We start from the raw sequence: 17,935 nt of genomic DNA, 5'->3' as shown, positions 1-17,935 counted from the left end.
GCAAGTTGTTTCCTGTGATTCAATAGTTACATGTTTAAAATGCGAATGTAACGGCCTATTTGTACCGTTTTTGCAAATCACTTGTGAATAAAAGGAAAGTATGGGGACGCCGATTTCACTGAAGCATTTAGAGTTTTTCGTCAAAATCATCGATTGCGGAGGATTATCTGAAGCGGCTACTCAGCTTAACGTATCGCCTTCAGCGGTAAGCAAAAGCCTGACGGCCATGGAGGATACGCTGGGTACAACATTAATTAAACGTACCACCCGCAGTATCACCTTGACCGATGCCGGGCAATATTTATTTAACCGCGCCAATAAATTACTACAAGAATTTGATGAAACTCTGAATATAACATCCGGTTATTATCACCGCCCACATGGTGAATTACGGATAACCTGTTCCATCGCTTTCGGTTATTCCCGCCTGGTGAATCTGGTGGATAAATATCGCTCTCAGTTTCCGGATGTGAATCTGTATATCGATCTCAACGATAACTTCGTCAATCTTAACGAAACAGATTTCGACATCGCGCTGCGCATCTCAACTGCACCACCGCAAAACTACGCAATGCGCAAGCTGGTGCCAATCCGCTGGGCATACTGCGCATCGCCCAGATACCTGGCTAAAAAAGGGATGCCCCAGCGCCGTAGCGACCTGGTGGATCATGATTGTCTGGTTTACCCTGGCCTCACGCCGGTGCTGAAGGTCGCAGACGAACAGGATCGCCTGCACCAGTTGAAACTAAATATGCCAATCCAGGCCAACAGCAGCCTGGTGCTGTTGAAGGCGGTATTAGAAGATCAGGGCGTGGCGTATTTACCCACCTATCTGATTGGTGATCATATTCAAAAAGAAGAACTCACCCCGCTGATGCTCGACAGTATCATCACCTGCGAAACCCACGCCCTGTATGCGCTGTATTTTCCCAGCAAGTACAGTAACCCCAAGGTACGATCCTTTATTGATTTTATGGTGGCGGAACTCGGTCCTTTACCCGTATGGGACAACTGGATCCCGGGATGATTTCTCCGCCCTAAAAAATGGCAGGCTCCCATTAAAGGGAGCCGTTAACTTGCCAGATGAAACATCCTGTCTGGTGATAAAACGTTATTTATAGAGAGTCGCGGTTCCGTACACGCCCTGGTTATTATCGAAAGCAGAAGTGACTGTATAGGCGCTTGCGCCTTGTTGAGTGGCTTCAGCACGCAACTTGGCGTCCAGCTCATCAATGGTGCTGGCTTTTGCTGAAACTGAGCCCATCTCCTGTTTTAGTGTGGTCCCGTTTGGTAGCTCCTGGGCTGGGGCGGCTTGGGTGATTAAAGGGAGTGCAGCAAGGGTGACTACCGCAGAAAAATACAATAACTTTTTCATCATCACATCCTCATTAACTGAAATACAAAATAACCATTTAAAGTTTAGGTGTAGTGAGGGAAGTGAGGAGTTAAGTTGGACAGATTGGACTCAAAATAAATGCTCTTCAACTATGCCGATCCGCTTAGAAAGCCAGTGTCCATGCGATATCCCTGTGATCCAAGAGCCGCTGAGCAAAGCGAATAGACACGAGAATCAATTGTAAGTATCCGTTTAAACGGACCATACACTTTTAGATATTATCCGACATACTGATAGTGTTCTCAGGAGATCCTGTTTAACGGCTATTTCAAGGCAGGAGACAATCATTAGCGACTTAGTCTCTTTTGCAGTAATGCTGACAACATTACTTATCTTTAGCTTTAACGACACTGCATACGCGGCGGACAAAGCAGCTGTGGCGGCGGCTTTTTCGCAGAGTTCAGCCATGACCGATCCCATTATTCTCTCCCTGCAACATTTTGAACAAATCCAGTCATACCAGGTTACGGTGCGCTCCCGCTCGCCTCAGGATGAACCTAAAATCATTCGCTATAGCTATCGTAAACCGGGCTATGTACGGATGGATTTTACTACGCCACATTCCGGCGCCGTCCTCATCTATAACCCGGTCAGTGGCAAAGTTAAGTTGTGGCCATTTGGATTGGGAACATTTCCTGTTTTGAATCTGTCGCCAACAGATTCACTAATACAAGATGGTAATGGTCATCGGGTGGATCAATCAGACTTAGGCGTTCTGCTGAATAATATTCGTCGTCTGCAACATGGCGGTACAACAGCCACTATTGGTGACGAGATAGTAGCGGGCAAATCGACATTGCACTTATCCGTGGCCGGCCCTGAAGGAAAGACCGTCGATGCTGTTCACCAATATGAGATTTGGTTAGATAAGCAATCTGGATTTCCCATCAAAGTAGCCAGTTACGCCTCGGATGGAAAATTACTGGAAACCGTCTTCATGGATGCAATGGTTATCAACATCCATTTCCCCTCTGCTTTTTTCGCGCCGTAATGGGAGCTTTGCTCTATGGCTGACTATAAATTTTGCACCATCTGGCGGGTCGAAGCTTCTGTATCGGAGGTATGGGATATTCTTTGCCATCCGGACCTGTGGCCTGAATGGTGGGGAAGTCTGGAGCAGATTATTGAGTTAAAGAAAGGTGATATTCAGGGGATTGGCGCTTTGCATCGTTATACCTGGAAAGGTGTGCTCCCCTATCGCATCACCTTTGATATCCATGTATTAAATATTACGCCCTTTTGTCTTTTAGAAGGGGAAGCCAGTGGCGAGGTTGAAGGACGTGGAGTATGGTCTTTTTCTGACAATGGAGTGGATACAATCGTCAGGTATGACTGGAATATCCGGACTAACACCCGATGGATGAACTACCTCGCGCCGCTGGCAGCACCCATTTTCCGCTGGAACCACCATATGGTGATGCGCGATGGAGCAAAAGGGCTGGCCCGCAAATTAGGGACTCGTGTCGAAGTATATTGATGAAGCGACTCTTTCAAAAATAAGAGGTAAATAATCTTTGAATACAAATAATTATGGTCAGACCGTTGGCTTTTCCTTACCGGACTGGCAGCCTGCACCTTTCCCTAAGCAGTGCATAATTCGCGGCCAACATTGCCATCTCTTACCTCTTGAAATCAGCCATTGCGAAGCCCTTTTCGAGGCATTTTCTGTGGCAGAAGATGACAGAGACTGGACCTGGCTTGGCGCAGAAAAGCCAGCTTGCTTACAGGACATGATGTTCTGGATTAAAAATAAAATCGAAGACCGCAACCTGGTGACATGGGCCGTGACAGAGATTAAAAGTGCCCGTCCGGTTGGGGTTGTCTGCTTTAACAATATTGATACGGTTAATGGTGTGCTGGAAATAGGGCATGTTACCTGGTCACCACTTATGCAACGAACCGTACTGGGAACGGAAGCCATTTATCTTTTGCTGAAGAATGCCTTCTGCATTGGCTATCGTCGTGTTGTCTGGCGCTGTGATTCACTAAATCTGGCTTCAAGAAATGCTGCCGAAAGAATGGGATTCATATTTGAAGGGCGATTCCGTCAAGCTATGACCCGTAAGCAACGTAACCGTGATACTGACTGGTTATCTGTTATCGATATTGAATGGCCGGTCATAGAAAAGGCTCTTACAGACTGGCTTTCGCCTGATAATTTTGCGGAAGACGGTACGCAGAAGCTGAAGCTTGAAACTTATTTTCGCAGCAACAAACCTTGAACCACTCATTTTGTCTTCAAGGTAAGCAAGACGGCCTTTCCGTAGTACGGCGAGTGTGGACGGGCCGTCATGAAGAATGAATGGAAACTGCCGCTGGGGGTAAAAGGTCATTGATGATATTGGTGAAGTGTAATGCATTCACTTAGGGACAGAATAAAGGTCCGTAATTCCAGCGATTATGCCCCCTTTTCGCTTACATTTTTTCCAGAGTATGCGTAGTCCTCTTTTAGCACCAAACAGGAAAAATAATGCCATCAGACTGCTATGAGCGAGGGGTGGACTTGATTGTATGGGAAGATTAGGTTCTCTGTAGCTTCATATGCAACAAAGGGTATGGCCTGCCCTGGCCGTCAACTTCAGAACGACCCACAGTTTCAAAACCATGTTTTTTATAAAAGGTAACAGCCTGAGGATTCTGTTCGTTTACGTCGAGCTCATCAGCACCTTGCTCGTCGATAGCATGTAACAGGAGTAATTTCCCGATGCCTTTTCCGCGTTGACCTGCATCCACAAAGAGCATTTCAATGCGGTTTTCGCTTACCCCTATAAAGCCCACGATCGAACTGTCACAGCTAAGACGAGCGAACGTAATAGTCAGGCCTGGAAGATACGTATGCAGTATCAGGGGGCATAGCGCCTGAATATCCTGTTCCTGTAAAAAATCATGCGTAGCACGTACGGATGATTCCCAGACCTTCAGTAATATCGGGTAATGAATTTGGGTACCCACTTCCATATTTATCATGATCTTATAATCCGTTAATTGTCATCGTATCGCCATGATAGCTGTGTGGTATTATTTGTCACTGTGTGGCGTGCATTTGCTCAATGGTATAAGGCCTGTTGAAGAACATTCGTCTCCAAATACATATCCTGGAATTTTCAGACCTCCAGATAAATCCCATATTGTCTTAACCCAATCAATACTAACTTCAACAATCAAGTCATTGATCGAAAATGAAACTTCGTCAGGATCCAATATCGGGACATTTGGTTGTAATTTGCCCCCGATAAATTTCACATCAAATAGCAATCGATAATCCGCTATAGCTTTGTTGAGAACATATAGGTCCGGGCCACAAAGATGGACCATGACAGAAAACATTCCATCCTCATCCTGATTAGGATGGATACCGACGTCGACTGACTTAGCTTTTTCTGGAAGGTTAGTCTTGATCTTAAAGATCATATCGACTGCACTTTGTGTGTAGCCTTTTAACGTGTCTTGCAACACTTCTCTGTATTCAGTCTCCGTCAAAGCTTATGTCTCCCTAATTTTTTCTCATCACGCTGATACATAAATGGCTAAGGTTGTTAAGTTTTCCTTAATCGTAATCAGCCCTACATAATTTATCATACTTCGTCGCTGCAACTTCCGCTCCTGGCACAGGCTGTGTAAAAACTCATTTTTTGCAGTATCTGAGTACTATCCTCAGTCAGGGATGCAAGATATTCCTGATATTGACTGTATCCGCTGTGATTTGTATCTAGAGGTAGAACGAGGCTTTTGTGGCTTGATATGGAGTGCTAATGGCTTGTTATCAGGGGTTAAAGCGGCCACTCCCGCTAGTTGCATTGCCCTCGCAGCTTAATGGTCAGTCCTTCAGTACCCCAGATTGACATCATCCTTTTCAGGTTATAAGCCAGCACATGCAGACTGATTTCTGTGCTGACGTTTTTAAACCGTTGCGTCAGGAAGTGAGTCGCTCCCATCCACATTTTAATTGTCCCGAACGGATGCTCTACCGTTTGCTTTCGCACGACAGCTGTTTCTGGCGATGCGTTAAGCCTGGCTTGCATGTCTTCCATTTCTGCTTCATTAACCCAGCGCCTTATACGTCTCGGATCGCGTTTTGATGTGGTGCACCTTGACCGCTGACTGCAATCGCGACAAGCAATATTGTTAAAGTACATTTGCTGCTCTAAACCATCCTCAACCACCGTAAATCTGTTCTGAAGCTCGCTACCCATCGGACAAATATAAATATCTTTTTCCTGGTCATATTTGAACAATAAACGATTGAAAAGACCTTTGCGGTCAGCGCCTGAGGTATCGCCTTTTGGTACTAAGGCTACGGCACCTAAGTCCTGCGTTGCTTTAATATCACCCCGGCTGTAGTAACCTTTATCAGCCAGTACGGTAATATCCGCTTTGCCAACAGCGTCTTGCGCTAATTTTGTCACCGCTGTTAGCTGCCCACGGTCTGGTGTATTCGTTACTTCATGCGCAACAATCAGGTGATATTTAGCATCAACGGCAGTCTGAACGTTATAGCTAACCTGGCGGTTAACATTGTTTATTTTCATCAAACGGGAATCAGGATCTGTCAGCGACAATTGTTTATCGGGATGCTGCTCCACGGCCTGCAGAATTTGTTTTAACTCTTCTAAACGATTTTGCAACCATGCCAGTTTCGTCGCTGTTAAATCAGCGATTATTTCAGGCTCAGCAGTCTTGTCAGCTTCATCGAGCTTATTCAGGTATAGAGCGATACTTTGCTCGACCCTTTCGATGTGACCTTTTGTTTTCTGAGGTGTGAAGTTGTTCGATTTACTGTTTACTGCCTTGAACTTGCTGCCGTCGATGGCAACAACTACATCGGTGAACATTTGCATCTGCCGACACAGGTCAATAAAAGCTCGGCAGGTGTTTTTGATACCTTTACTATTGTTTTTTCTGAAGTCGGCAATGGTTTTAAAATCAGGCGTTAATCGTTCAAGTAACCACATCAGCTCAACGTTCCGATGAGCCTCTTTTTCTAACCTGCGGGACGATTGGATGCGGTTCAGGTATCCATAAATGTACAGCTTTAACATGGTTGCGGGGTGATACCCAGGCCGCCCGGTCTGCTTTGCATTAACTCTCTCAAAACCAAGAGAATCAAGCTGTAATCCATCTACAAATACATCAACTACTCTAACTGGGTTATCTTCAGTGACAAAATCATCCAGCACTTCAGGGAGTAAAGTCACCTGATGTCTGCCCTGGCCTTTAATGTGATGGGTCATATCTGTACCCGCAATATTTAATCGTATGCTTTTAATTTTATTAAATAAAGTAGGTTACCGCATGGGTTTATCAAGAATGGTTGAACATATAAAGTCGCTGCTTAGACCAAAAAGTGATCAGCAGTTTTCACACAGCCTGGGCACACAGCAGACCGTCAAAACTCATGGTCCACGGCAGAATCCAATCGCCCGCTCAGGTTTATCTAAGCAGGCTTTATTGTTTTTATACCCACCCAGACAATCTGGTTCTGGTTTCAGAGTAGCAAAGAAGCTAAATGGGTTTCAAAGCCGCTTCATTTCTATGAATGATTACCACACCCCTCGCCTCTTTTACTTTCCGCGAATTTTTTTGGGCGCATACGCATTGGTCTGCTAATCGGTTTACGTGTATTTGGGTCAAAGTAACGACTCGGCCAGATATCCTCAGCAGGAACACCAATCGCCTGGCTTATCAGCATTTCCCCTTTTGCCCACGGGCGGGAAAGTGCATTTGCAAGCGTTGAAGAGCTCAATCCTGACTGACGGGATAAAGCTGCCAGTGAAGTGCCTTTTTTACGCAGGGCAGCGATGATATCCGCAGGATGCCAGTCGTTTTGAGTAGTCAATAAGATAAGACTTTTGGGTAACGTCATAAATATTCTCCAGGAGAAAAATTGTATGTGTTCCCGATGTGATATTCAGGCTGCGAAACCTGGCTGCGGATTTTGCCGCAGCGGCGCTGACTATACCGTAGCCGTTAGTGTTAACCAACCCACTAATGAGTAAGTTGCGAGTCGTTTTCCAAAGATATTTTGGTTGTTGCAGCAGGTAACATTGATGACTTTGCTACGACCTGGCTCCGCGGTCGCCCCTCTTCTTCCAGATATGATAGATTCCTCCCAATGGAGCATTTCACTATCTAGAGTTATCCCGCAATGTCGAATAATCGAGCGCCGGTTTTTAAAGTTTTATCGCTGATGATAGTTTTAGCCGCCGCAACCTTTTTAAATGGCTGCGTTTACCATGATTACAACAGTCCGCATATCGAAGGTGTTTTAACCAGGCAAGGGCAACCGTTGGCTAACGTCAACGTTTCATTAGCCAATTCGGCGCAAATCATGCAAACCACCACGACTGATTCGAAGGGTTACTTTTCACTAGCGCCAAAAGGTGAATGGAATGTCTTTATTCCCATTGGGCCGCAAGACCGTTTCACTCGCTGGTCGGTGATTATTGAGCAGGGTTCAGAGACACTCACCGGATATCAAGATTCAGGCATTGGCGGTGTTTTCTCAGGCTATTCATCTAACGATCGTGTTTCGCTGAATTGTGATTTATCACAGGCAAACATAAAAACCGATAAGTCGGAAGTACATTATTTTTGCAAGGTGCAGACCAGGGAATAATTATGAAGCTTCGTTCTATCATGGGCATATTGCTTATCTCTCATTCGCTGCTCATTTCTATTTCATATGCGAAAACAGCGACCGTTACATGGAGTGATAATGCAGCCGTTGCTCCTGTTCGTGACTGTCGTATTCCGCTAAGAAAACTCTTAGCAAGCAGTAACCAATCTATGATTGCCGCCGAACATCCCAAAGCAACCGATCTGGATGTCCTTATGGAGAAACACGATAACCGCAAGGAAATGTGGTTTATTCAAATCATAAACGTGCGGCAGGCGCATGCAGATTCAGCCCCTGGCGCCGGGCATTATGGTTGGGTTGTCTACAATGAAAAAACGGGGGAGTTGTGGGATGAACGCGATCAGGAGCATCCGCAAAAGCTCACCACGGATCCTGCCGTATTAGAAAACTACCGCATGTGCAAGATGCAAGATGATCGGTGCTTTCAGGCAAACCAAAACATGACGGATGATCCGACAGGAGGTTTCTACCCTAACGCCTTTGAAGTAGAGGGGGACTCGAGCGTTCGCTATATTGCCAGCCAGGAAAAACGCCAACACCTTTATTGGGCACCGAACAAAGAGTGCACCGTAAATGCATTTGTTGTGAATAACGACAAAATACTGGCGCTATCATGGGGGCAACAACCGGGCTTTATCTGGAGTCGTTATGTCCATCCTGTCACCAAAAAAATTATTGAAGGATGGTTACCTGAAGAGGTCGTTAAAACAAAAGTGCAAATTTGTAATACCGCTAATCAACAGGCAACCGGCGAAAATGCAGCACCCATAAATTTTGTTACGCGCACAGTCTCTAACCAACATCAGCGCCTCTATTTTTATGATGCGCCAAATGAAATTTGCCAGAACAGCACGAATGCTTTTCTTATTGATGGGGACAAAGTCCCCGCGTCGGATAAACCTCCGCAGGCAGGTTTCACTTTTGTGCGTTATACCCATCCTTCAACCCAGAATGTCACCAGTGGTTGGGTTCATACCCGTGGTCTGGTTCAACCTTAAGAGGCTGGTATTCCCCACAGTGAAAACCCATATTTATGTAAAAAGAAAAATACGAATGATGAGTCTCTTGCCGCTGTGCATCCTGATATCACTCCCCCTGATATCAGCAGCAGCAGATGTTGGCTTAAGCACAATAACCTTGCAAAATCCTACTTATAATCAAAAAGATAACCAGGATTACTACTACAATGGACCGTACTTTTTGATCCCCGGCACAGTCAACGAGGTCAGACAAAAACTGACTCAAGGTTTCCAGAATGCAGGGCTGGGTGATTTTCAATGGAAGGATGTTTCTGACGTCCTGTCCAAAATGGAACACCCGTGGCTTGAAGCCAGTTTCGCCAACCATCCGGAGTTAAAAAAAACCATAGATCAGGCGACTACTGTATTAGTGGACAACGCTCAACAGGCTGGTGCCAGAAATAGCCATCACTGGCAATCCAACCACACCGGCCCCTGTTTTCGATGTCCCCGTCAGTAAAATCCCCGAGTTTTCAGGTAACGATCCCGAGCAGTTCAAAATCTATAGCCAGTCCTTTGAAGACTGGCAGATGCTGCTATTGCCCGATGATCAACTGATCGTATCAACATTCGCTAAAATGCAATTATTTGATTTTAAAGAAAATAAAATCAAGTTATTGCACAATTTTCAGGGGCAATCCGCCATTACCTCCCTAAAACTTGATGATACCGGCAGGTTATGGGGGCTGGACAAAGTCACCTCGTCGGCCAACGGCGAGCAACCCAGCGTAATCTATAAGTTACTTTCGTGGACACCTGATGGTAAAAAAAGCCGCGAGATTGCGCTCCCTGGGGTACGGCAGGCATTTTTGGAAAACTGGTTAATCAATCCTGGGGAAAACGTCGCGCTTTGGAGTAGCAATGACAGCCCAGTTTTTAACCTGTCCCTAAAAAAGGGGAAACTGACGAGCAAAGCAGGGATGGTTGAATCACGCGAAGCCGCGATAAGGCTGGTGAATTCATCTAAATCGCGAAGCCTCACCTCCATTAAATTTAACGACAGCCTGGTTTGGCGGCAAGACTGGGGCGGATATGGTCTATCGGCTGAAACAGGGCAAGTCGTCCAGAGTGTCAAAACAAACATTGATGGGATGTTCTTTGGTAGCCTGGAATCCAGATGGGGACTCGCTCCGTCAGAAGGTTCAGCTTACCAGGCTAACCCCATTTTTATCATCAATCTGGATAGCGGATTACCTTATCTGAAATTCGACAAACCCGTGTCCCACGTAGCGCGCACGGCTCACGGAAGATTATTGGCCCTGGATACCACTATTCTTGAGATGAAAAGCGGGACGATTATTGCACAACTGGTTCCTGATACAGGTTACACCGTTGCTGCAAGCGCCTTTAGCTGGAAAGGCGACAAATTGTGGGTCTATTTAAAAAATAACGACGGCGTTGAAAAAGTGATGATCTGGGATGTACCGGAATCATTGCGTGATGCCGCTTTGGGCAAGTCCTATCCCGATCAAGCGAATCTGGATACTTCCGCCGGACAGTGGCGCTAAAAAGTACCGGGCTTCTTTATTCTCAACGGCTTCGGGTATACCGTGTGGGGCATGAGAAACAAAATAAGAGGATTGATTATGAAAGCTGTGGTTCTTGAACAAGTTGACGGCCAGACGCAAGCCGAAGTGAAGCAAATTGCCGTTCCAGCTGAGGAGTTGGGAAATGTGCTGGTCGACGTCGATTGGTCAAGCCTGAACTATAAAGACGCGCTGGCAATCACCGGTAAAGGCAAAATCATCCGCAACTTCCCGATGGTGCCAGGCATTGATTTCGCAGGCCGCGTAGCGAGCAGCAGCGACAGCGCGTTTAGCGCAGGGCAAGAAGTGGTGTTGACCGGCTGGGGAGTGGGCGAAAACCATTGGGGCGGCCTTGCCGAGCAAGCTCGTGTGAAATCTGAATGGCTGGTTCCGTTGCCTGCAGGCTTAACCGCACGCAAAGCGATGATCGTCGGCACCGCAGGCTTCACCGCCATGTTGTGCGTCATGGCGCTGGAAGAAGCCGGCATTACACCGCAAAGCGGTGAAGTGGTAGTAACCGGTGCCAGTGGTGGCGTGGGCAGCACTGCCATCGCCCTGCTCCACGCGCTGGGTTATCAGGTTGTGGCAGTTTCTGGCCGTGAATCGACCCATGATTATTTGCGCCAGTTGGGCGCCAGCCGCATTCTGCCGCGCAGCGAATTTGCAGAAACTCGCCCGCTGGAAAAACAAGTGTGGGCTGGTGCGGTCGATACCGTGGGCGGGAATGTGCTCGCTAAATTGCTGGCGCAGATGAACTACTCTGGTTGTGTCGCTGCCTGTGGCCTGGCGGGCGGGTTCGCGCTGCCAACTACGGTGATGCCATTTATTCTGCGTAACGTGCGCCTGCAAGGTGTGGATTCAGTGAGCGCACCAATTGAGCGCCGAATTGCTGCGTGGGAGCGCCTGGCGAAGTTGCTGCCGGAGAGTTTCTATGAGATGGCGACGACGGAAATCAGCCTGGAGCAAGCGCCTGCTGTGGCAGAGAGCTTTATGAACAATGAGATTCAGGGCCGCACGTTAGTTAAGGTGAAGTAAGCTCTCGCCTCTTTCGCAAACTATCTCAATATTTATAAAAATTGAGATAGTTTGTTGTAGTTATCCCCCTCCACGACTAATCTATCTCAATAATATTAAAAATTGAGATAGATTGATGAAGCACCCTCCAGGCTTAATTCCATTTTCCGCATTCACTGGTGCGCAATTAGCAACCCACCAGCAATACAGCCGTATTCTGGACAATAAAGGCCGTTATTTGCCCTTCGATGAATTTCGCCATCGGGTCAAACGCGGTGAGGATCTGGAGCTAGCCTGGACGCTGACGCGCAACGCCCGTAGCGCTGCCTTACAACCCGTCAATTACCGTAATGAAGCTGGGGAACAAGCAGGGTTCAATATCACGCCACTTATCTCAGAAGTGTGTGAACTGGCGGACAAACACACCACACAAACGGCCTTAAGAGAATATCTCCAACAACTGCCTGCGGGGGGTGCCGAGTTATCGCAATTACAGCTCGATGAATCGATAACCAGTAGCCAGCTTGAAGGGGCCAATACCACGACACTGGTTGCGCGTAATATGCTGGAAACCGGGCGTCAGCCGCGTACCGAAGATGAGCAAATGATTGCCGGGAATGCCCGTCTAATGGCTAAAATCCCCGAACATCTGGCTGAACCGCTCACCATCGAGCTTATCCGGCATTTCCATGCTGTTGGGATGAGCGGCATCAACGACGCGAAATACCAACCCGGCATGTTTCGGGACACCGATGACATTGTAATTGCGGATTACGATGGCAATATCGCCCATCAACCACCCACCGCGGCCACTATTCCCCAACGCCTGCAAGAGGTTTGCGATTTCGCCAACCATACCGACGGGCAATACATTCACCCACTCATTCGGGCGTGCATTCTGCATTTTATGCTCGCGCACGAGCATCCTTTCAGGGATGGAAATGGCCGCACCAGCCGCGCGCTATTTTACTGGTTTATGCTAAAAAATGGCTACGAAGCCTTCCGCTTTGTCTCGATAAGCCAGCTTCTGCATGCCGCGCCGGTTAAATATGCCCATAGCTACCAGTACACCGAGCATGATGGTATGGACATCACTTACTTTCTGGAGCACCAGGCAAGTACCATCAAGCGGGCGACGACGAAATATCTCGATTTTATCCATGAAATTATCCGTCGCCGCGCGGCGGTTGATAGCCAACTGGCAGCCTCTGGCGCACTTTCCAGACTGCGACCGCGCCAGATAGCATTACTAAATATTATGTTGTCTGAACCTCAGAGGCTGTACACCGCCGCGGAGGTCAGCCAGCTATTGGGCGTTTCGGACGGTACCGCCCGCACCGCGTTGCGCGTTCTGGTACATGAAGGATTAGCCCGACAGGTGCAGGTTAATGACCAACAGACGGCGTATATCGTGGCAAATAGGTGACGGGGGAAATCACCCAGGCAGCACAATATTACTGTCCGCCAGCGAACCCATCTCATTGTGCATTGCGCACGCGGCATCAACCAGATGCATCGCCAGTGCCGCACCGCTGCCCTCGCCTAAACGCATGCCCATCTGCAAATATGGCTCCAGCCCTAACTTATTCATTGCGATCACCGCACCTTTTTCAGCAGACAAATGCGAAGGAATTAAGTATTCACGCACACCTGGCGCAATCTGGCAGGCCGCCAACGCTGAGGCATAAGACAAGAAGCCATCAAGAACTACCGGCAAACCCGCTGCCGCCGCGCCAAGCATTACGCCCGTCATACCGACCAAATCAAAGCCGCCCACTTTTGCCAGCACGTCGATACCGTCTGCGGCATCGGGCTGATTCACTTTAATCGCCTGGCGCACGACGGCAATTTTGTGGTGCATTTTGTCAGACGGGAAGTTCGCCCCCATCCCCACAACGTCGTCTGGTGAGCAATCCGCTAATACGCTGACCATCGCCGCCGCAGGCGTGGTGTTCGCCATGCCCAGTTCGCCGACGCCAAACAGCGTGACGCCTTCAGCGGCTTTTGCCATGGTGAGTTGCATGGTAGCCAGTAGCAAATCTTCAGCTTGTTGGCGGCTCATCGCCGGGCCTTGCGCGATGTTGCCGCTGCCACGCGCGACTTTCATATCCAGCACGCCAGGCAGTACGTCGCTGTCGATACCGACATCAACTACATGAATCTCCGCACCGACGGTCGCGCCCAGTACGCATACGCCGGTATTTTTGCGCGTCATGTTCATTGCCTGAATCGCGGTGACAATTTGCGGGGAAATCGCCACACCTTCAGCATACACACCATGGTCGGCACACATCACGAGGATCGCTTTGCGTTTGGTGTTCAGGCCATTTTTCATGCCTGGCATTCCCGCCAGTTGCACCGCTAATGCTTCCAGGCGCCCGAGGCTCCCGAAAGGCTTTAACAGGCCATCAATGTGTTGTTGCGCGCGCGCCATGGCTTCGCTATCAAGCGGGGAAATGGTGGCCAAAAGGGAGTTCAGTGTTTGCATTTTTTTCTCTATACAACGTTATCAACATCGGGACAAAAAATGGTGGATGACGCTACGGTTTTCGTCGGTCAGATAAGCGCAGCGTCATCCGACAAATCGATTTTCGTAGGTCGGATAAGCGCAGCGTCATCCGACAAATCGGTTTTCGTAAGTCGGATAAGCGCAGCGTCATCCGACAAATCGGTTTTCGTAGGTCAGATAAGCGACAGCGTCATCCGACAACTAGCGCAACAGTGCCAACAAAAAAACAAGCTCGCCTAACTCAATAGCGGCACCCAGCGTGTCGCCGGTTTGCCCGCCGAGCGTGCGCTTCAACATCCAGCCGAGGCCATATATCGCAAGCAGCGTGATAACCAACGCCAGCAGGCCGGAAGACGGCAGCAAAAGTGTGCATAACACCGCGCCTCCCAGCAACGTCAGCAGCGTTTGCGTGCCGGTCACTTTGCCGATAAACAGATTCCCCAGCCCTTTCTCACGCGCATACTTGTGGTTATGCATCAGCAGCACACTGGCGCTGCGCCCGGCGACAGAAGCCGCGGCGAGCAGCGCCAGCATGTTGCCGCCGCGCAGCGCCAGTTCACTCACCACCAGCACTTTTGTCACAATCACAAAAATCAGCGCCAGCCCGCCGTGGGTGCCAAGGCGGCTGTCGCGCATGATCTCTAACATCCGGTCACGCGTTCGCGCCGAGAAAATCCCGTCGCAGGTATCCGCCAGGCCATCAAGATGGAAACCGCCGGTCAGCAGCGCGAGCGCCAGCACATAACCCATTGCCGCTAAAGGTAAACCCGCCCACGGTTGTAGCAGTGTGAACACTACGCCCGCTAATGCGCCCAGTACCAGTCCGACAAACGGGAATGTCACAATGCCGCGCACATACTGATGCGTTTCGATACCATCCGCCCAGCGGGCGCGCACCGGAATGCGGCTCATAAACTGCAAGGTGGCGAAGAACAAACGGAAGATCATTTAATTTTTACTCCTATCCCTGAAACCACCAGCCAGACTTCGTCGGCACGCTGCGCCAGGCGCTGGTTGACGCGCCCGGCAATATCGCGGAAATGCCGCGCCAGACGGTTTTCCGGCACAATGCCCATTCCCACTTCGTTAGTGACTAAAATCACCTCTGCCGGAGTTGCCGCAATGGCCGCCAGCAAAATATCGACCTGCTGATTCACGACCTGCTCCATCGACTCAAAATCCCAGTCGTCTTCCGGCTTATCACCCGCCGCGTCGTACATCACGTTGGTAATCAGCGTGGTAATGCATTCCAGCAGCACCGCTTCTTGCGCTGAATTATGCTGATTAATCACCGTGTTTAGGTCGCGATATTGCTCAACCGTGCGCCAGTGCGCCGGGCGACTATCGCGATGGTGCTGAATGCGCGCTGCCATTTCACTATCGAAAATTTTCGAGGTGGCGATATACAACACGCGCTCAAAGTTTGCCGCCAGTTGCTCGGCGTGGCGGCTTTTGCCGCTGCGTGCACCGCCGGTGAGGAGTTTCATACTGCTTGCTCCTGATGCTCACGCATGATTTGGTAGATTCTTTCAATATCAATGTGTTCACGCATCGCGTCGGCAAGGATATTAAACTGCTGATCCTTATGCTTTTGAAAGTCGAACACTTCGCCTTGCCAGGCGGTCAGCCCTTTGCGCTGGCGCAGACTGTCGAGCAGGCTACGGGTAAATTCGCCGCTATCAAACAGACCATGCAGATAAGTGCCCAGCACTCGCCCGTCGTCACTGATTGCACCGTCAACGTGATGATAAGGCTGAGTATTGCATTCGGTGAAGGTAGCAAATGGCGCAGTATTTTCACCACGCTGCGTTTCACCCATATGGATTTCATAACCCTGGAGCGAAGTACCGGAACTGGCAGCAAATACGCCCGGAAGATCTGCCTGAACCTGCCCCGCCACGCGGGTGGTGGTTTTGACACTGGCAAAACGCGTAACGACATCCAGTAGGCCGATACCTGGCATTTCGCCAAGACCGGATTCCACTTCGTCGTAAATATGCTTCCCGAGCATCTGATAACCGCCGCAAACGCCCAGCACCGCGCCATTTTTACCGTGATGCGCCAGTAGCGCCTGCTCAAGGCCGTTTTCACGCAGCCAGCGCAAATCACCCAGCGTATTTTTACTGCCCGGTATAATCACCAGGTCGCTGTTTTGCAGTTCGTTTGGTTTGCTGACATAACGCAGGCGCACGTCGGGTTGCGCCGCCAGCGCGTTAAAGTCGGTGAAGTTCGACATATACGGCAGTTGCAGCACTGCAATATCTAAATCTTTCTCGGTCACGGAATCATATTTCCCGCTTTCCAGCACCACGCTGTCTTCATCTTCCAGATCAACGTTCAGCCACGGCATCACGCCAAGAACAGGCACGCCGGTTAATGCTTCAATCTGTTCGATACCGGAATACAGCAGCGCCACGTCGCCACGGAATTTATTAATGATCACGCCTTTGACACGCCATTTTTCATGTTCCAGCAACAGCGCGATGGTGCCGTAAATGGCGGCGAATACGCCGCCACGGTCAATATCGGCAACCAAAATCACCGGGCATTCCGCCAGTTCTGCCATCCCCATATTAACGATGTCACGGTCACGTAAATTGATTTCTGCCGGGCTGCCTGCGCCTTCCAGCACCATCACGTCGTGCTCTGCGGCCAGGCTTTGGTAGACCTCGCGGATTTGCGCTTTCAGTTGCGGTTTGTAATTGTGATAAGTCACCGCATCCATATTGGTGGCGACTTTACCCATCAACACCACCTGCGCTTTACAGTCGCTGGTGGGTTTGAGCAGCACCGGATTCATGCGCACGTCGGGGGCGATGCCTGCCGCTTCGGCCTGGAAAATCTGCGCCCTGCCCATCTCTTTGCCGTCTGGCGTAATGCCGGAATTGAGCGCCATATTTTGCGATTTAAACGGCGCGGTACGCTGGCCGTCCTGGGCGAAAATCCGGCACAGCCCCGCAACCAGCATGCTTTTGCCCACGTCTGAGGCGGTGCCCTGCACCATGATTGAAAGGCTCATCCTGCTTCCTTTGCAACGCGCAAGGCGTCGAATAATTGAGTTTCGGTTTTGCACAGCGGGAACCCAAGTTGGCTGTGCAATTTGACCAGCCACGGCTGCACCAGCCCGGCTTCACGCAGCATGTCGGCCTGGCTAAAGACCGCGCCTGGCTCACCTGCCGCGACAATTTTGCCGCCGTTCATCACATACACGCGGTCACAGACTTCATAAATCAAATCAATATCATGGCTTGAGATCACCACATGCTTACCTTGCTCGGTAATACGGGCGATGATTTCAATCATCTGCTGACGGCCCGATGGGTCAAGCCCGGCGGTCGGTTCGTCGAGCAGTAAATAGTCGGCTTCCATCACCAGCGCCCCGGCAATTGCCACACGTTTCTTTTGCCCGTGGCTGAGATACTGAATCGGTTTGTGGCGGAAAGATTGCGCATCCACCAGTTCAATCGCGCGCTCGACACGGCGGGCAATTTTAGCTTCATCGACGCCAAGGTTACGCAAACTAAAGGCAATATCGCTGTCGATGTCGGTGTAGAAAATTTGCTGCTCCGGGTCCTGAAACACGGTGGTGACGCGCTGGCGGTGCTCAATCAGCCCGGCTTTAGTGTAATTTATCGCTTTGCTCTGCCACAACACCGCGCCCTGTTGCGGCCGTAACACACCGTTGAGGTTCATAAACAAGGTGGATTTACCGCAGCCATTTTTGCCGACGATCCCCGTCACCGGGGACGCGCCAAAATCGAAGTTTAAACCGTGTAGTACGGTATCGTCCTGATAGCAAAAAGATAAATTTTGCGTGCTAAGCATTGGAGCGGT

At 49.5% G+C, this 17,935-nt stretch carries 20 protein-coding genes; 10 read left to right on the top strand and 10 right to left on the bottom strand.

Annotation, left to right across the window (positions count from 1 at the left end; translation table 11 throughout):
* The first annotated feature begins 100 nt into the window (after positions 1-100).
* Positions 101-1,027 carry a LysR family transcriptional regulator gene (locus D8682_RS24370; protein ID WP_064545389.1) on the top strand — a complete coding sequence of 309 codons (927 nt, stop codon included), beginning with the start codon at positions 101-103 and terminating at the stop codon, positions 1,025-1,027.
* A gap of 84 nt (positions 1,028-1,111) precedes the next feature.
* Here D8682_RS24370 and D8682_RS24365 read toward each other — a convergent pair whose 3' ends face one another.
* A complete protein-coding gene (locus tag D8682_RS24365) occupies positions 1,112-1,375 on the bottom strand; it encodes a DUF1471 domain-containing protein (RefSeq protein WP_064545387.1) in 264 nt (87 codons plus the stop codon).
* A gap of 334 nt (positions 1,376-1,709) precedes the next feature.
* Between D8682_RS24365 and D8682_RS24360 the strand changes: the two genes are divergently transcribed.
* From D8682_RS24360 to D8682_RS24350, 3 genes are read left to right on the top strand one after another with little or no spacing between them, the layout of a single operon-like run.
* Positions 1,710-2,387 carry a DUF1571 domain-containing protein gene (locus D8682_RS24360; RefSeq protein WP_121815365.1) on the top strand — a complete coding sequence of 226 codons (678 nt, stop codon included), beginning with the start codon at positions 1,710-1,712 and terminating at the stop codon, positions 2,385-2,387.
* A 15-nt stretch (positions 2,388-2,402) separates the two neighbouring features.
* Positions 2,403-2,873: an SRPBCC family protein gene (locus tag D8682_RS24355; protein WP_121815364.1), complete on the top strand. Its 471-nt coding sequence runs from the start codon at positions 2,403-2,405 to the stop codon at positions 2,871-2,873.
* 37 nt (positions 2,874-2,910) lie between these two features.
* A complete protein-coding gene (locus D8682_RS24350; RefSeq protein WP_121815363.1) occupies positions 2,911-3,618 on the top strand; it encodes a GNAT family N-acetyltransferase in 708 nt (235 codons plus the stop codon).
* A gap of 298 nt (positions 3,619-3,916) precedes the next feature.
* On the opposite strand, the gene D8682_RS24345 is transcribed toward D8682_RS24350, so the two are convergent.
* From D8682_RS24345 to D8682_RS24330, 4 genes are all read right to left on the bottom strand, one after another.
* Complete coding sequence (locus D8682_RS24345) at positions 3,917-4,363, bottom strand: GNAT family N-acetyltransferase (RefSeq protein ID WP_121815362.1); 447 nt, start codon at positions 4,361-4,363, stop codon at positions 3,917-3,919.
* 51 nt (positions 4,364-4,414) lie between these two features.
* Positions 4,415-4,876 carry a DUF6389 family protein gene (locus D8682_RS24340; RefSeq protein ID WP_064545376.1) on the bottom strand — a complete coding sequence of 154 codons (462 nt, stop codon included), beginning with the start codon at positions 4,874-4,876 and terminating at the stop codon, positions 4,415-4,417.
* A 308-nt stretch (positions 4,877-5,184) separates the two neighbouring features.
* On the bottom strand, positions 5,185-6,627 hold the full coding sequence (locus tag D8682_RS24335; RefSeq protein ID WP_121815361.1) for an IS1182 family transposase: 1,443 nt from the start codon (positions 6,625-6,627) through the stop codon (positions 5,185-5,187).
* 299 nt (positions 6,628-6,926) lie between these two features.
* Positions 6,927-7,259, bottom strand: a complete 333-nt coding sequence (locus tag D8682_RS24330) for a helix-turn-helix transcriptional regulator (RefSeq protein WP_121815360.1) — start codon at positions 7,257-7,259, stop codon at positions 6,927-6,929.
* A gap of 282 nt (positions 7,260-7,541) precedes the next feature.
* On the opposite strand from D8682_RS24330, the gene D8682_RS24325 reads away from it, so the two are divergent.
* From D8682_RS24325 to D8682_RS24300, 6 genes are all read left to right on the top strand, one after another.
* The gene (locus tag D8682_RS24325; protein WP_064545349.1) at positions 7,542-8,012 is read left to right on the top strand and encodes a DUF6795 domain-containing protein; all 471 of its coding nucleotides are present in this window, start codon (positions 7,542-7,544) and stop codon (positions 8,010-8,012) included.
* 2 nt (positions 8,013-8,014) lie between these two features.
* Positions 8,015-9,031, top strand: a complete 1,017-nt coding sequence (locus D8682_RS24320; RefSeq protein ID WP_121815359.1) for a hypothetical protein — start codon at positions 8,015-8,017, stop codon at positions 9,029-9,031.
* Positions 9,032-9,086: 55 nt separating this feature from the next.
* The gene (locus D8682_RS24315) at positions 9,087-9,512 is read left to right on the top strand and encodes a hypothetical protein (protein ID WP_121815358.1); all 426 of its coding nucleotides are present in this window, start codon (positions 9,087-9,089) and stop codon (positions 9,510-9,512) included.
* Entirely contained in the window at positions 9,445-10,560 is a 1,116-nt protein-coding gene (locus D8682_RS24310; RefSeq protein WP_162303046.1) for a hypothetical protein, read from the top strand. The genes D8682_RS24315 and D8682_RS24310 overlap by 68 nt, the downstream gene beginning before the upstream one ends.
* A 78-nt stretch (positions 10,561-10,638) precedes the next feature.
* Positions 10,639-11,613, top strand: a complete 975-nt coding sequence (locus D8682_RS24305) for an MDR family oxidoreductase (protein WP_121815356.1) — start codon at positions 10,639-10,641, stop codon at positions 11,611-11,613.
* A gap of 115 nt (positions 11,614-11,728) precedes the next feature.
* Positions 11,729-13,018 carry a Fic family protein gene (locus D8682_RS24300; RefSeq protein WP_121815355.1) on the top strand — a complete coding sequence of 430 codons (1,290 nt, stop codon included), beginning with the start codon at positions 11,729-11,731 and terminating at the stop codon, positions 13,016-13,018.
* A 9-nt stretch (positions 13,019-13,027) separates the two neighbouring features.
* Here the strand turns inward: D8682_RS24300 and cobT are convergent, their stop codons facing one another.
* The 5 genes from cobT to D8682_RS24275 form a co-directional block, all read right to left on the bottom strand.
* Positions 13,028-14,080 (bottom strand): nicotinate-nucleotide--dimethylbenzimidazole phosphoribosyltransferase, encoded by a 1,053-nt coding sequence (cobT, locus tag D8682_RS24295; RefSeq protein WP_121815354.1) that lies wholly within the window; start codon positions 14,078-14,080, stop codon positions 13,028-13,030.
* A 222-nt stretch (positions 14,081-14,302) separates the two neighbouring features.
* Complete coding sequence (gene cobS / locus D8682_RS24290) at positions 14,303-15,046, bottom strand: adenosylcobinamide-GDP ribazoletransferase (RefSeq protein WP_064545358.1); 744 nt, start codon at positions 15,044-15,046, stop codon at positions 14,303-14,305.
* Positions 15,046-15,588, bottom strand: coding sequence for a bifunctional adenosylcobinamide kinase/adenosylcobinamide-phosphate guanylyltransferase (gene cobU, locus D8682_RS24285; protein ID WP_121815353.1), 543 nt, complete (start codon positions 15,586-15,588; stop codon positions 15,046-15,048). The genes cobS and cobU overlap by 1 nt, the downstream gene beginning before the upstream one ends.
* On the bottom strand, positions 15,585-17,120 hold the full coding sequence (locus D8682_RS24280) for a cobyric acid synthase (protein WP_121815352.1): 1,536 nt from the start codon (positions 17,118-17,120) through the stop codon (positions 15,585-15,587). The genes cobU and D8682_RS24280 overlap by 4 nt, the downstream gene beginning before the upstream one ends.
* Entirely contained in the window at positions 17,117-17,926 is an 810-nt protein-coding gene (locus tag D8682_RS24275) for an ATP-binding cassette domain-containing protein (RefSeq protein WP_121815351.1), read from the bottom strand. The genes D8682_RS24280 and D8682_RS24275 overlap by 4 nt, the downstream gene beginning before the upstream one ends.
* Positions 17,927-17,935 lie beyond the last annotated feature (9 nt).

The sequence above is a fragment of the Buttiauxella sp. 3AFRM03 genome, assembly GCF_003675305.1.
In the GTDB taxonomy this organism is placed as follows: Bacteria; Pseudomonadota; Gammaproteobacteria; order Enterobacterales; family Enterobacteriaceae; genus Buttiauxella; species Buttiauxella ferragutiae.
The sequence above is the reverse complement of the archived record's forward strand: the minus strand, read 5'-3'. Positions and strand labels throughout refer to the sequence as shown.

Coding starts and splice junctions, on each gene's coding strand:
- D8682_RS24370 (WP_064545389.1), top strand. CDS start 101: ATGGGGACGCCGATTTCACTGAAGCATTTAGAGTTTTTCGTCAAAATC.
- D8682_RS24365 (WP_064545387.1), bottom strand. CDS start 1,375: ATGAAAAAGTTATTGTATTTTTCTGCGGTAGTCACCCTTGCTGCACTC.
- D8682_RS24360 (WP_121815365.1), top strand. CDS start 1,710: ATGCTGACAACATTACTTATCTTTAGCTTTAACGACACTGCATACGCG.
- D8682_RS24355 (WP_121815364.1), top strand. CDS start 2,403: ATGGCTGACTATAAATTTTGCACCATCTGGCGGGTCGAAGCTTCTGTA.
- D8682_RS24345 (WP_121815362.1), bottom strand. CDS start 4,363: ATGATAAATATGGAAGTGGGTACCCAAATTCATTACCCGATATTACTG.
- D8682_RS24335 (WP_121815361.1), bottom strand. CDS start 6,627: ATGACCCATCACATTAAAGGCCAGGGCAGACATCAGGTGACTTTACTC.
- D8682_RS24330 (WP_121815360.1), bottom strand. CDS start 7,259: ATGACGTTACCCAAAAGTCTTATCTTATTGACTACTCAAAACGACTGG.
- D8682_RS24325 (WP_064545349.1), top strand. CDS start 7,542: ATGTCGAATAATCGAGCGCCGGTTTTTAAAGTTTTATCGCTGATGATA.
- D8682_RS24320 (WP_121815359.1), top strand. CDS start 8,015: ATGAAGCTTCGTTCTATCATGGGCATATTGCTTATCTCTCATTCGCTG.
- D8682_RS24315 (WP_121815358.1), top strand. CDS start 9,087: ATGATGAGTCTCTTGCCGCTGTGCATCCTGATATCACTCCCCCTGATA.
- D8682_RS24305 (WP_121815356.1), top strand. CDS start 10,639: ATGAAAGCTGTGGTTCTTGAACAAGTTGACGGCCAGACGCAAGCCGAA.
- D8682_RS24300 (WP_121815355.1), top strand. CDS start 11,729: ATGAAGCACCCTCCAGGCTTAATTCCATTTTCCGCATTCACTGGTGCG.
- cobT (WP_121815354.1), bottom strand. CDS start 14,080: ATGCAAACACTGAACTCCCTTTTGGCCACCATTTCCCCGCTTGATAGC.
- cobU (WP_121815353.1), bottom strand. CDS start 15,588: ATGAAACTCCTCACCGGCGGTGCACGCAGCGGCAAAAGCCGCCACGCC.
- D8682_RS24280 (WP_121815352.1), bottom strand. CDS start 17,120: ATGAGCCTTTCAATCATGGTGCAGGGCACCGCCTCAGACGTGGGCAAA.
- D8682_RS24275 (WP_121815351.1), bottom strand. CDS start 17,926: ATGCTTAGCACGCAAAATTTATCTTTTTGCTATCAGGACGATACCGTA.